This window comes from Actinoplanes sp. OR16, assembly GCF_004001265.1.
Classification (GTDB): Bacteria; Actinomycetota; Actinomycetes; order Mycobacteriales; family Micromonosporaceae; genus Actinoplanes.
Map to the genome: position 1 here is coordinate 7069100 of NZ_AP019371.1, position 13100 is coordinate 7082199.

Genomic DNA, 13100 nt, shown 5'->3' on the forward strand with positions numbered 1-13100 from the left:
GCGCCCAGATCGTCCGCCGCCGGACACCGCACGACGATCGGCGGCCCGGTCTGCGGATGCGGGTGCCGCGCGGCGACGGAGCCGGTTCCACGAGTCCTCCAGGGCTGGGTGGCGAATGGCGGGTCGCGCCTACCCAGCGGGCGCGAAACCCAAACACCCAAGATCCTAGCGAAGAGGGTCGATGACTCCCGCCGTGGTTCTATAGGTTCACAGGATGGTGGCGTTTGAGATCACTGCTGTCGGGGTCGTGCGTAACGGGCGTACCGATGTTCAGCACACCGACAACTGGGGTGCGGTGACGAGCACGATCGTCGTCGACGAGCGGTTCGGGGATGAGTGCCTGCTGGGGCTCGACGGGTTCTCGCACGTCGAGGTGCTGTTCGTGTTCGACCGGCTGGACGAGCTGGACGACTACCGGGAGCCACGGCCCTACCGCGGGCGGGACGATCTGCCGCCGATGGGGATCTTCGCGGGGCGGGGTCCCCGGCGGCCCAACCGGATCGGCGTGACGACCTGCGCGATCGAGGCGGTGCGCGGGCGTGAGCTGACCGTGCGCGGGCTCGACGCCGTCGACGGCACACCGGTGATCGACGTCAAGCCGGCGATGGCGGAGTTCAGCCCGGCCCGCGTCGAGCAGCCGGCGCGGGTCACCGAGATGATGGCGGGGTACTACCAGCCATGACCGTGCGCACCGAGATCCTCGCCAAGCAGGGCGATGAGGTGCTCGTCGACGACACGAGCGACACCCGCTACCAGATCGCGTCGGTGAGCAAGCAGTTCACCGCGGCGGCCGTGCTGCTGCTCGCGGAGAAGGGCGCGCTCGCACTCGACGACGATCTGGGGCGCTGGATCGGCGGATGGCCGCCCATCACGCTGCACCAGCTGCTGACGCACACGGCCGGAATCGGTCACTGGCATGACTATCCGGAGACCGACCTCGAAGCCGAGGACGCTCCTGAGCGGCTACTGGAGACGTTCCGCAGCCGGCCGCCGCTGTTCCCGCCCGGGGACGGGTGGGCCTACAGCAGCCCGGGATACGTCCTGCTCGCGCACGTGGTCGAGCGGACCGCCGGCACGCCCTACCGTGGATTCCTCGCCGACCGGATCTTCACACCGCTCGGGCTGACCAGGACGTTCGCCGGGAACGCCGCGCTCGACGAGCCCGATGTCGCGCGAGGGCACGACGCGGACGGCAATGAGGTGCCCAGCTGGGAACTCGACGTGACCGGCATGGGCGCCGGCGACCTCTGGTCCACCGCCCATGACCTGCTGACCTGGCTCGACGCGCTCACCACGGACGAGCTGCTGAGTGAGCGTTCCCGGGCACTGATGCTCACCGAGCGGGCCGGCGGCTATGGATACGGGATGTTCGTGGGCGAGGTCGACGGCCGGCCGTGCTGGTACCACACGGGACACAACCAGGGATTCAAGGCGCTGGCCGGAAGGATCCCGGCCGTCGACCGCCGCGTCGTGGTGCTGAGCAATACGGAGCGTACGGACCCCCGTACCGTGGAAGGGCTCTTCTAGTCCTCGTCGAAGCTCTCGGCGCGCAGGCCGGCCGCGGTGAGCGCGTCGAGGCGGTCGGCCTGCGCGGCTTCCTCGTTGCGGACCAGGTCGGCGTATTCGATCAGCACGCTCGGATCGGTGGTGTCGTCGATCCGGTCGAAGTAGCGCTGCGTCTGCCGGACCGCTTCGGCGTAGGCCTCAGCGGCCGCCCGGATCCTGATCAAGGTCTCGTCTGCCATGGCCCGCGCTTACCCGAGGGCAGGAGCCGTCATGCGCGGTAGTCAGGGCGGTCACAATCCGCTCGGAGGACTCCCGGACGGTAGATCGATCTTCCAGACGGGAGGGTCGTGGTGCCGCTCTCTGGTGCAGCTCGGGTTGGGTGGAGCACTTCGTTGAACGGAATTCGCGTCTCGATCGTCAGGGAGGGTAGGTGCACGGCCCCGCCGGGGACTTGCCGAGGCCACCTACGCTCCACGGACGGTGACGACGACGATGTGGAAGGCGCTCGCGGCGCTCCTCGCGATTCCGGTGGGGGCGCTCATGGCGGCCGCCCCTGCCGAGGCGATCGCGAACGGGGAGAGCGTGCCCGACGGGCGGTACCCGTTCGCGGTCAAGCTGATCGACAACGGGATCCCGACCAGTGACGGCGGCAGCCGCGACAGCTCCTGTTCCGGTGGGCTCGTCTCGCCGCACTGGGTGCTCACGGCCGGTCACTGCTTCCAGGACGAGAACGGTGACCGGGTCGATCGGCCGGTCGCCGAGGAATCGCTCGCGGCGGTCGGGCGTACCGATCTGACCGGTGAGGACGGGCACCTCGCGGAGGTGGTCGAGGTCCGGCAGCACGGTTCGGCGGACGTCGCCCTGGCCCGGCTCGACCGGGCGATCACCGACATCACGCCGCTGAAGCTGAACCGGAAGAAACCGGCGGCCGGGCAGAAGGCGCGGCTCGTCGGATACGGGTTCACGAAGGCGACGAGCAAGAAGACACCTGATCGCCTGCGGACCGGGCAGTTCCGGATCGGCGGGATCGAGAAGACCGAGATGGGGCTCTCCGGGGTCTCCCCCAAGGCCAGCACCAGCCCGTGCGAGCGGGATTCCGGTGGACCCTATTTCACCGAGAAGAACGGTGTCGCCACGGTTGTCGGGGTGGTCAGCCGGGGGCCTTCCTGCCCGCACACCGGGCCGGACATCGCCACCCGGGTCGACGCGGTGGCGCCCTGGATCCTGAAGGTCATCAAGTCGGATCTGGCGGCGGCGGTGAAACCGTCGGCGAAGCCCTCGGCGAAACCGTCACGGACACGGGAGAGCCCGCAGGCCGCCCCCGCGAACGCCGCGTTCACACTGCCGCCGATGACGTTGCTGTCGATTCCGGTGATCTTCGCGGCGACCATCGCGATCGCACTGGCCGCCCGCAGCACACGGCGCTATCGCGGTCGGCGGCGCTATTGAGGGCCGAGGGTCAGCAGGCCGGTCATCGTCACCCGCAGGGCGCGGGACAGGCGGGCGGTGAAATCGACACGGGACTGCGCCAGCCGCGGATCCCGGACCGCCTCGGCGACCGCCGGGGACGGGTTGGCGAACGGCCACAGGCCCGCTACCAGCAGGATCAGCAGAGCCGTGAACTCTCGCGCGGCGTCGATGGGCAGGGCTTCCGCTCGTACGGTCAGAAGCTCCGCCAAGCGTGATTGAAGCTCGGCGTGAGCGAGCTTGAAAGCGCGCGCCGCATCCGCGGAGATGTTGCGTTCGAGTTCGGCGCCGAGCGCGCTCCAGAGCTCACAGAGAAGCGGGCGGGTGGCGAGCGAGCGGGCCAGCGCATCGGCGACGGCGAGGGGATCGGATTCCGGGAGGCGGTCCGGCAGCTCGGTCAGCCATCCGTCGAACTCCTGGTTGAGCAGGGCGAAGAAGACGGCCTCGCGGGTCTCGAAATAGCGCACCACGTTGGTCTTCGAGAGGCCGACACGACGGGCCAGCTCGCGCAGGCTGACGTCGGTGAGCGGGATCTCGGTCAGCAGCCCGGCCGCCGCGTCGAGAATGGCGCGGCGGCGGGCCTCCCGCTGTTCCGGGCTGCGGGCGCGCTGGAAATCCGCTGACGTCACCGGGCCGACGTTATCCGGTGTAGGTGACCGATTCGCTCACGGCCCGCCAGGTGTCGTCGGAAGCGGTCAGGGCTTCGCTCTGGGCGCGGGCCACGGCGACCGCGTCGGCGCCGAGCAGCAGGTGAACCGGCGGCTGCGGGTGCTCGACCAGGTCGACGAGGACCTGCGCGATCCGGGCCGGGTCACCGGGCTGCCGGCCGTCGGCGGCCCGCAACCGCGCGACCACCGGCTCGATGACCGGGCGGTAGGCGTCGCTGACCGGGTGCTCGGCCATGGACGTGCCGGCCCAGTCGGTGCGCATGCCGCCCGGCTCGGCGATCGTCACCTTGATGCCGAACCCGGCGACCTCCTTCGCGAGGACCTCGGAGAAGCCGCCCACCGCCCATTTCGCCGACTGGTAGGCGCCGAGGCCGGGACCGCCGACCCGGCCGCCCACCGACGAGACCTGGATGATGTGGCCGGCGCCCTGGGCGCGCATCGCGGGAAGCGCCGCACGGGTCACGTTGACGACGCCGAAGAAATTGGCGTCGATCTGCGCCCGGAACTCGTCGGCCGGCATGTCCTCGATCGACGCGACGTCCGCGTAGCCGGCGTTGTTCACCAGCACGTCGAGACGGCCGAACGCGGTCAGCGCGGCGGCGACGGCCGCCGTCGCCGCGGCCGGGTCGGTGACATCGAGTGCTGTCGTGCGTACCCGGTCGCCGTAGGTCTTGATCAGGTCTTCCAGCTGCTCGGGGCGGCGGGCGGTCGCGACCACCCGGTGACCGGCGGCCAGGGCCGTCGCGGCGAGCTGCTTGCCCAGGCCGCGGGACGTTCCGGTGATCAGCCAAACCTTGCTCATGTCGTGCTCCCTTCGAGGCTTCCTCCACAATAAGAGGCCAGTGGCCTCTTATTGCCGCCGAGTGACCGCCGTCGCACGTGACCGGCGTCGCCTGAACCGCTCCGGCCCGGGGCGCGGCCGGGCCCGGGGATGGGGTGGCTGCTGCACCTCGTCGGCGACGCGCCGTCGACGAGGTGCGGAGAATCCTCAAGTCGAGGCCTGAGCGTCCGATCGTCGCGGCATGGCAAAGTTCGAACGTCTGACCTTTCCCTCGATCCAGCCCGACGCCCGCCTGGCCCAGGTGATCGTCCCGCCCGCCCCGATCACTCATCGTGATCCGTCCTCCGACCGGGACGCGGAGGACCGGCCGGCACTTCCCGGTCCCGTGGGATGAACTTCTCCCCCACCGGTGCGTTGATCTAGCCTCTCTGCGACGGGGGGACATCGGTGGGGGACGAACTGGTCGGGCGGCAGCGGGAACGCGACGTCCTCGACGGGCTGCTGCAGGCGGTACGGTCCGGGCAGAGCCGTGCCCTGGTGCTGCGCGGCGAGGCCGGCACCGGCAAGACGTCGCTGCTGGGGCACCTGGCCGGGCGGGCCGGTTTCGCCCGGGTGCTGCGCGTGTCCGGGATCGAGTCCGAGTCCGAGATCGCCTACTCGGTGCTGCAGCAGCTCTGTGCTCCCCTGCTCGGCGGCCTCGACGCGGTCGCCTCACTCCATGCGCTCGACGCGCTCGCCGAACCGCAGCGGGCCGCCCTGGCCACCGCCTTCGGGCTCGCGTCCGGCCCGCCACCGGAGACGCTGGTGCTCGGGCTCGGCGTGCTCGGGCTCTTCGGCGAGGCCACCCGCAGGCAACCACTGGTCTGCATCGTCGACGACGCGCAGTGGGTCGACGACGCGTCCGCGCTGATCCTCGGGTTCGTGGCCCGGCGGCTGTCGGCGGAATCGGTCGCGCTCGTCTTCGCGGTACGTGACTCCCCGGTCCTCAGCGGGCTGCCCGAGATGGCGGTCGAGGGTCTGGCGTACGCCGACGCCCGCGCTCTCCTCGACTCCGTCCTCACCGGGCCGGTCGCCTCGCACATCCGCGACCGGATCGTCTCGGAGACCCGTGGCAACCCGCTCGCCCTGCGCGAGCTGCCGCGCGGTCTCTCCCCCGCCGAGCTGGCGTTCGGGTTCGCCGGAGCGAGCACGGCACCGCTGGACAGCCGGATGGAACAGGGCTTTCAGCGGCGGATCGCGGCCCTCCCGGCGGAGGCTCGCACGGTACTGCTGGTCGCGGCGGTCGAGCCGGTCGGCAACCCGCAGCTGCTGTGGCGCGCCCTGGAACGGCTGGGCCTCGGACCCGCCGACGCGGCGCCGGCCGAGTCCGACGACCTGATCGAATTCGGCGCGCAGGTGCGATTCCGGCACCCGCTGGTCCGCTCCGCCGCCTGGCGCTCCGGCACCGGGCCCGACCTGCGCGCGGTGCACGCCGCCCTCGCCGCCGTGACCGATCCGGAGACCGATCCTGATCGGCGGGCGTGGCATCGGGCACATGCCTCGCTCGGGCCGGACGCCACCGTCGCCGCCGAGTTGGAACGGTCCGCCGGGCGTGCCCTCGCCCGTGGTGGCTGGTCGGCGGCGGCCGCGTTCCTGGAGCGGGCCGCTTCCTTGGACCCCGATCCGGTACGCCGCGGCGAGCTGCTCGTATCGGCTGCCTCGGCGCGCGCGGACGCCGGCGCCTACGGGTCGGTGCCCGACCTGCTCGCCGCCGCCGAGATGGGTCCGCTGAAGCCGCTCGCCCAGGCGACGGTGGAGAGTCTGCGGGCGCGGGTCGCGTTCCGGCTCCACCATGGCCGGGCTGCCGGGCCGCCACTGCTCGCTGCGGCGCGGCGGCTGCAGACGCTCTCGCCTGCGGCTGCCCGGGACACGTTCCTGATGGCGGTCGGGGCGGCGATGTATGCGGGTCGTTTCGGTGCCGACGACTTGAGGGTCGCGGCGGAGGCGGCGCGAGGCTCGCTGGTGGCGACGAGTACGACATTTCCCGATCTACTGCTCGCGGCGCTGGTGTCCTGGGTCCTTGATGGGCGGGCCGCCGCCGCACCCGCCATGAATCGTGCCCTCGACGCCATCTCCGACGACGGCGATCTCGGACATGTGTGGCTGGCCGCCGCGGTGGCCTACGAGATGTTCCGCGTCGACCTCGCCTACCGGATCACCGCGCAGTCGATCCGGGTGGCCCGGGAGAGCGGGGCGTTGCAGCTGCTCACCGACGCCCTCTCGATCCGTTCCAACAGCCTGATCGACGCGGCCCGGTTCAGCGAGGCCGAGGACCTGCTCACCGAGGCGGACGCGGTGTCGTCAGCGACCGGCGCCACCGTCTACCAGCTTTCCCGCCTGCACCTGGCCGGGTACGCGGGACCCGCCCCTGAGGTGCGCGCCCTCTTCGACGCGAAGGTGCAGGACGCCGTCGACCGCGGGGACGGGCGCCTCTATACCCTGGCCACCCGCTCCCGGGCCGTGCTCGGCAACGGTCTCGGCGAATATCCGGCGGCGGTGGAAGCGGCTCGGGACACGTACGCGCACGGGGAACTCGCCCTGGCCACATGGGCTCTGCGCGAGCTGGTGGAGGCCGCCGCCTATGCCGGTGACGCGGTCGCGGCGGCCGAGGCCCGTGATCTGCTGCGGGAGCGGACCTCGGTGACGCCCACCGGGACGGCGCGTGGGTTGCAGGCACTGGCCGACGCGCTGGCCGGGGCATCCGTCGCGGCCCACGGCGCGACGCCATCGCCGGGTTCGGGAATCGAGGAGTGTTTCCGGTCGGCCATCGGGCTGTTGTCCGTACCGGAGACGGCTGTTCAGGGGTATCGGGCTCGGCTGCTCTTCGGGGAGTGGCTGCGGCGGCAGAACCGGCGGGCCGAAGCACGGGTCGAACTGCGGGCCGCCCACGAGGCGCTCTCCACGATCGGCGCCCGGTTCCTGGCCGCCCGCGCCGAACGCGAACTCGCCGCCACCGGCGAATCCGTCCCGAAACGTGCCGGCGGCGGCCGTGTCGAACTGACCGCGCAGGAGCAGGCGATCACGCAGCTGGCGGCCCGCGGGCACACCAACCCGGAGATCGCCGCCGCCCTCTTCCTCAGTCCGCGGACGGTCGAGTGGCACCTACGCAAGATCTTCGCGAAGCTCGGCATCACCTCGCGGCGCGAGCTGGCAGCCGCGATTCGTGACCGGTCCTGATCAGGGGTTCCGGGTCTTGAGGTCCTCGTCGGTGATGTCGCGGACCACGCGGCACGGCACGCCCATCGCCACCGTCATGGCGGGGATGTCGCGCGACACCACGCTGCCGGCGCCGATGACAGCGCCGTACCCGATGCGCACTCCGGGGAGCACGACCACGTTCGACCCGATCCACACCTTGTCCTCGATCACGATCGGCTCGGAGAACCGCCGGAAGTCCTCCCGCAGATCCGGGTGAACCGGATGTCCGGTGGTGGTCAGCGTGACGCTCGGCGCGATCATGACGCCGTGACCGATCCGGATCTCCACGTCATCGACGAACGTGAGATTCACGTTGCCGAAGAAGTCGTCGCCGATGTGGACGTTGCTGCCGAAGCCGGCGTGGAACGGCGAGAGCAGCACGGTCCGCGCCCCGACCGACCCGAGGATCCTCTCGAGCAGCGAGCGCCGCTGCTCGGCCTCCCCCGGACGGGTGCTGTTGTACGCGAAGATCAGATCCGCCCGCCGCAGCGGATTCTGGAACGCCGCCTCGGACTCGGTGTAGAGCCGCCCCTGCCGGATCCGGTTCAGAACCTCTTCGTGCATGATCCCACCCTATGCGTCCGGGGAAGCAGGGCCGGGGCGCCGCACGCCCCGGCCCTCGCGGCACTCACAGAGCCTGGTATTCCTCCACCTTCTCGACCGGCCAGCCGATGAAGGCGGCCACCTCGTCCGGCTCCTCGGAGAGGGCCCAGTCCTCGATCACGTTGGCGAGGCTCTCGGGCAGGCCGTCGGCCGTCACGTAGTCGATGCCGAGATCTTCGAGGATCCGGTCGTAGTGGATCCACTCGTCCGACGGGTCGAGATCCTTGCCGGCGGCCTCGAAGCCCTCGGCGCCGTCGTTGCCCGCGGCGAGGATCTCGTTGGTCCGGTAGTCGATGATGTCCCAGACGTCGTCGTCCATCTGGCCGCCGGTGACGATCCGGTGCCCCTGACTCTCCAGTTCCTCGATGCGCGCCTGGATCTTGGCGGCGTCGGCGTGGTTGGACTCCAGCACGTTCTGGATGTGGGTCTTCAGCAGGTCACTCACGTGGTGATCCTGCCAGAGCGCCCGGCGGCTACCGTGGGCGCAGCCCCGAAAAGAGCGGCCCGGAGAAGCGCGAGAGGACGACACGGCGATGTTCGACCACTTCCTGGTTTCCGTCATCGTGATCCCTCCCCTGCTGGTGATCGCCGTCCGGCTGCTGGCCGAGCACCTCAAGCCGGGCCTGGCCGCGACGGCGGTGGCCTGGTCGGCAGCGGGCGCCGCGCTGGCCAGCCTGATCAACCTGGCCGTCTTCGCGGTGAAGGCGTTCGCCGAGATCCCGCCGCTGGGCCGCGATTTCGGCTGGTCGGCGCAGGTGGTGGCGGACGACACGGCCCGCGAGCCGTGGGTGTCGTGGCTGAGCGTCGTCCTGCTCACCGCCGCGTTGATCTCCATCGTCCGAGTCCACGTGCAGCAGCGCACGATGTTCGCCCTGGCCCGGATGCCGGTGGCCGAGCCGCTGATCATGCTGGACGATCCCGCCGCTCACGCTTACGCCGTACCGGGAAAGCCTGGTCATATCGTCGTCACGACCGGCATGCGGGACGCTCTCGACGATGATCAGTTCCGGGCACTGCTCGCACATGAGCAAGATCACCTCGACAGTCGCCATCATCGTCTCGTGCGGATCAGCGCGCTCGCCGCGGCCGCCCATCCGGCGCTCTGGTGGGTCACCCGGCAGGTCGACTATCTGGTGGAGCGCGCCGCCGACGAGCGGGCCGCGCTGGTGGTGGGTTCCCGCAGGACAGTCGCGCAGGCGATCGGCATCGCCGCGCTGGCGACGACGAAACCGCAGGTCATCGGGCTTCACGCAGCGGGCGGTGTGGTTCCCCGCCGGGTTCGTCACCTGTTGCGGCCGACGGTCTGGCGCGCCGGCGCGATCCTCTGCGCGCTCCCCGTCGCCCTGGCCGCCTTCTCGTTGATCTGGACCGGCGAGGCGGCTTACGACCTGGGCGAACTGCTCCACGCGGCAGTCATTCACCCCTGAGGGCCGGATTTCGTACGGGCGGAGCATCGCCGGCCCGGCCGTTTCCGCGAGCGAGATCGCCATTTGACTTCTACAACGGAATAGAAGAAGGTTGCCTCACCAAACCTTAGGTATGCCTAACCTCAGGAGCCTGGATGAGCGCCATCTACCTGATCGGTCTCCGTGAAGGCCTGGAGATCACGCTGGTGGTGTCCATCCTGGTCGCCTTCCTGGTCAAGACCGACCGCACACCGCTGCTCCGCCACGTGTGGATCGGCGTCGCCGCGGCCGCCGTCATCTCGATCGCCGTGGCCGCCCTGCTCCAGGTCGGCATCGCCCGGCTCTCCTTCACCCAGCAGGAGCTCTTCGAGGCGATCGCGTCCTTCGTGGCCGTCGCGTTCGTCACCTGGATGATCTTCTGGATGCGCCGGATGGCCCGCAGCATCGGCAGCGAGCTGCGCGGACGCCTCGAGGACGCCATCGCCGTCGGCCCCCTCGCCATCGCCTCGGTGGCCTTCCTCGCGGTGATCCGCGAAGGGCTGGAGACGTCGATCCTGTTCTACGCGGCCGCGCAGGGCGCCACCGACAGCATCCGCCCGCTGATCGGTATCAGCCTCGGGATGCTCACCGCCGTCGCGCTCGGCTGGCTGCTCTACGTCTCCGCCGTCCGGATCAACCTGTCCCGTTTCTTCGCCTGGACCGGCGCCCTGCTCGTCCTGGTCGCCGCGGGCATCGCCAAGTACGGCGTCCACGACCTCCAGGAGTCCGGTGTGCTCCCGGGGCTCAACGATCAGGCCTTCGACGTGAGCGGCGCGTTCCCGCCCGAGACGTGGTACGCCGAACTGCTCCGCGGAATGATCAACTTCACGCCGGCGCCGACCGTCCTGGAGACCGTCGCCTGGCTCGCCTACGGCATCCCCGTCCTCCTGCTCTTCCTCTGGCCGGCCCGCACCACGGCCCCCGCCCCCGCCCCGCAGAAAGTTTCCTAGGAGAACCATGCGCCGCATCACCGCCGCTTCCGCCGCCTCCCTCCTGCTGCTCGCCGGATGCGGCTCGTCCGGCGACGACTCCAGCGCCGCCGCCGGCTCCGATGACAAGATCGCCGTGGCGGCCAGCGACACCGCCTGTGAGGTCGCCAAGTCCGAGTCCGGCGCCGGGACCGTCACGTTCGCGATCTCCAACAAGGGCGACAAGGTCACCGAGTTCTACGTCTACGCCGCCGGCGACCGGGTCATGGGCGAGGTCGAGAACATCGCGCCCGGCCTCTCCCGCGACCTGCACGTGGAGCTGACCGCCGGCACGTACGAGACGGCCTGCAAACCCGGCATGATCGGCAAGGGCATCCGGAACGGGTTCACCGTGACCGGCTCCGCCGCCGCGCTCACCGAGGACGCGAAGCTGGCCCAGGCGACGACGGACTACCAGCGGTACGTGAAGAGCCAGACCGGCGCGCTGATCGACAAGACCACCGAGTTCGTGGCCGCCGTGAAGGCCGGCGACGCGGCGAAGGCCAAGGCGCTGTTCCCGGTGTCGCGCACCTACTGGGAGCGGATCGAGCCGGTCGCGGAGATCTTCGGCGACCTGGACCCGGCAATCGACGGCCGCGAGGACGGCCTCGAGCCGGGGCAGGACTTCACCGGGTACCACCGCCTGGAGAAGGACCTCTGGCAGACCGAGGACATCAGCAAGTCCGGCCCGATCGCCGACAAGCTGCTGGTCGACGTCCAGAAGATCGTCGACCAGGCGAACAGCGCGTCGCTCTCCCCGCTGCAGCTGGCGAACGGCGCGAAGGAACTGCTCGACGAGGTCGCCAGCGGCAAGATCACGGGCGAGGAGGACCGGTACTCGCACACCGACCTGTGGGACTTCGCGGCGAACGTGGAGGGATCGCAGGCGGCCATCGCGGCGCTGCGGCCGGCGCTCGAGGAGAAGGACCCGGCGCTGGTCAAGACACTCGACGAGAGGTTCGCAGCGGTCGAAGCGGCCCTCGAGACGCACCGCAGCGGTGATGGCTGGAAGCTGCACGACCAGCTCTCCCAGGCCGACCTCAAGGTGCTGAGCGACAACATCAACGCGCTCGCCGAGCCGATCAGTACGGTCGCTGGTCTGGTTGCCGGGAAGTAGATCCGCACAGGGGTTCCGACGTACAAGGAATGATCGTGGAGAGGCAGTCAGGGTGAAGCGCCGCAGGATGATCGGGATGGCAGGGGCCGGCGTCGGGCTTGCCGCCGCCGGCGGCGCGTTCGCTCTCTCACAGGGATCAGGAACGGTCCCGGTGGCGTCGTCGTCGGGCGACGCGATCCCGTTTTATGGAGTACGGCAGGCCGGGATCGTCACGCCCGCGCAGGACCGGCTGCACTTCGTGGCGTTCGACGTGATCACTAAGAATCGCGCCGAACTCGTCACCATGCTGGAGAACTGGACCGCCGCCGCCGCGCGGATGACCGCCGGGCTCGACGCCGGCACGATGGGCGCGGTCGGCGGCATCCCGGAATCGCCTCCGGACGACACCGGCGAGGCGATCGGGCTGCCCGCCTCCGGCTTGACGCTGACGATCGGTTTCGGTCCGAGCCTGTTCACGAAGTTCGGGCTCGGCAAGCAGCGGCCGGTCGCGCTCGAAGATCTGCCGCACTTCCCCGGCGACGCCATCGACGCCACCATCTCGGGCGGGGACATCGGCATCCAGGCGTGCGCGCACGACCCGCAGGTGGCGGTGCACGCGATCCGCAACCTCGCGCGGATGGGCATGGGCGTGGTGAGCGTGCGGTGGTCGCAGCTCGGGTTCGGGCGGACCTCCTCGACGTCGACCTCGCAGGCCACTCCCCGCAATCTCTTCGGCTTCAAGGACGGCACGGCGAACCTGAAGGCCGAGGAGACCGCTCTGCTGGACGAGCATCTGTGGGTCCGCGACGGTGACGGGCCGTCATGGATGACCGGCGGCTCCTACCTGGTGACCCGCAAGATCCGGATGATCGTGGAGACGTGGGACCGGACGTCGCTGGGTGAGCAGGAGGCGATCGTCGGGCGGACCAAGGGGTCGGGGGCGCCGCTCGGCTCTTCGGGTGAGTTCGACGAGCCGGACTTCTCCGCTATGTCTGGGAACATCCCGACGATTCCGGTCGACGCTCACGTGCGGCTCGCTCATCCGACGCAGAACCAGGGCGCCCGGCTGCTGCGGCGCGGCTACAACTTCGTCGACGGGTCGGACGGGCTCGGGCGGCTGAACGCGGGACTGTTCTTCATCGCCTATCAGCGTGATCCGCGGCGCGGGTTCATCCCGGTGCAGACCGCGCTGGCCAGGAGGGACAGCATGAACGAGTACATCCGGCACATCTCCAGCGGGATCTTCGCGTGCCCGCCGGGGCTGGAAGCGGCGGACGACTTCTGGGGCCGGAAGCTGTTCACCTGACACACAGACTTGATCGATACCCT

14 protein-coding genes are annotated in these 13100 nt (G+C 70.3%); 9 read left to right on the plus strand and 5 right to left on the minus strand.

From position 1 onward, the window contains the following. Positions 1–214: 214 nt before the first annotated feature. Both EP757_RS32510 and EP757_RS32515 read left to right on the plus strand, forming a co-directional pair. Positions 215–682 (plus strand): SAM-dependent methyltransferase, encoded by a 468-nt coding sequence (locus EP757_RS32510; RefSeq protein WP_127552229.1) that lies wholly within the window; start codon positions 215–217, stop codon positions 680–682. Continuing rightward, positions 679–1527, plus strand: a complete 849-nt coding sequence (locus tag EP757_RS32515; protein WP_127552230.1) for a serine hydrolase — start codon at positions 679–681, stop codon at positions 1525–1527. Before EP757_RS32510 ends, EP757_RS32515 begins: the two co-directional genes overlap by 4 nt. On the opposite strand, the gene EP757_RS32520 is transcribed toward EP757_RS32515, so the two are convergent. Next, the gene (locus EP757_RS32520) at positions 1524–1745 is read right to left on the minus strand and encodes a hypothetical protein (RefSeq protein ID WP_127552231.1); all 222 of its coding nucleotides are present in this window, start codon (positions 1743–1745) and stop codon (positions 1524–1526) included. The genes EP757_RS32515 and EP757_RS32520 overlap by 4 nt on opposite strands. Before the next feature lie 241 nt (positions 1746–1986). Between EP757_RS32520 and EP757_RS32525 the strand changes: the two genes are divergently transcribed. Further along, on the plus strand, positions 1987–2955 hold the full coding sequence (locus EP757_RS32525) for a trypsin-like serine protease (protein WP_232050113.1): 969 nt from the start codon (positions 1987–1989) through the stop codon (positions 2953–2955). Here EP757_RS32525 and EP757_RS32530 read toward each other — a convergent pair. Together EP757_RS32530 and EP757_RS32535 are read right to left on the minus strand one after the other, a co-directional pair. Next, entirely contained in the window at positions 2949–3602 is a 654-nt protein-coding gene (locus EP757_RS32530) for a TetR family transcriptional regulator (protein WP_127552232.1), read from the minus strand. The genes EP757_RS32525 and EP757_RS32530 overlap by 7 nt on opposite strands. Before the next feature lie 10 nt (positions 3603–3612). After that, on the minus strand, positions 3613–4443 hold the full coding sequence (locus EP757_RS32535; protein ID WP_127552233.1) for an oxidoreductase: 831 nt from the start codon (positions 4441–4443) through the stop codon (positions 3613–3615). A gap of 220 nt (positions 4444–4663) precedes the next feature. On the opposite strand from EP757_RS32535, the gene EP757_RS43030 reads away from it, so the two are divergent. Both EP757_RS43030 and EP757_RS32540 read left to right on the plus strand, forming a co-directional pair. Next, positions 4664–4816 (plus strand): hypothetical protein, encoded by a 153-nt coding sequence (locus EP757_RS43030; protein ID WP_160165945.1) that lies wholly within the window; start codon positions 4664–4666, stop codon positions 4814–4816. A 53-nt stretch (positions 4817–4869) separates the two neighbouring features. Beyond that, entirely contained in the window at positions 4870–7638 is a 2769-nt protein-coding gene (locus tag EP757_RS32540) for an AAA family ATPase (RefSeq protein WP_127552234.1), read from the plus strand. On the opposite strand, the gene EP757_RS32545 is transcribed toward EP757_RS32540, so the two are convergent. After that, positions 7639–8223 (minus strand): sugar O-acetyltransferase, encoded by a 585-nt coding sequence (locus EP757_RS32545; protein ID WP_127552235.1) that lies wholly within the window; start codon positions 8221–8223, stop codon positions 7639–7641. A gap of 64 nt (positions 8224–8287) precedes the next feature. Beyond that, complete coding sequence (locus tag EP757_RS32550) at positions 8288–8707, minus strand: hypothetical protein (RefSeq protein WP_127552236.1); 420 nt, start codon at positions 8705–8707, stop codon at positions 8288–8290. Positions 8708–8795: 88 nt separating this feature from the next. Between EP757_RS32550 and EP757_RS32555 the strand changes: the two genes are divergently transcribed. From EP757_RS32555 to efeB, 4 genes are all read left to right on the plus strand, one after another. Further along, the gene (locus tag EP757_RS32555; RefSeq protein WP_127552237.1) at positions 8796–9689 is read left to right on the plus strand and encodes a M56 family metallopeptidase; all 894 of its coding nucleotides are present in this window, start codon (positions 8796–8798) and stop codon (positions 9687–9689) included. A gap of 134 nt (positions 9690–9823) precedes the next feature. Next, positions 9824–10657 (plus strand): iron uptake transporter permease EfeU, encoded by an 834-nt coding sequence (gene efeU / locus EP757_RS32560; protein ID WP_127552238.1) that lies wholly within the window; start codon positions 9824–9826, stop codon positions 10655–10657. Positions 10658–10664: 7 nt separating this feature from the next. Continuing rightward, complete coding sequence (gene efeO / locus EP757_RS32565) at positions 10665–11792, plus strand: iron uptake system protein EfeO (RefSeq protein WP_127552239.1); 1128 nt, start codon at positions 10665–10667, stop codon at positions 11790–11792. A 52-nt stretch (positions 11793–11844) separates the two neighbouring features. Further along, the gene (gene efeB / locus EP757_RS32570) at positions 11845–13077 is read left to right on the plus strand and encodes an iron uptake transporter deferrochelatase/peroxidase subunit (protein WP_127552240.1); all 1233 of its coding nucleotides are present in this window, start codon (positions 11845–11847) and stop codon (positions 13075–13077) included. Positions 13078–13100: the final 23 nt, after the last annotated feature.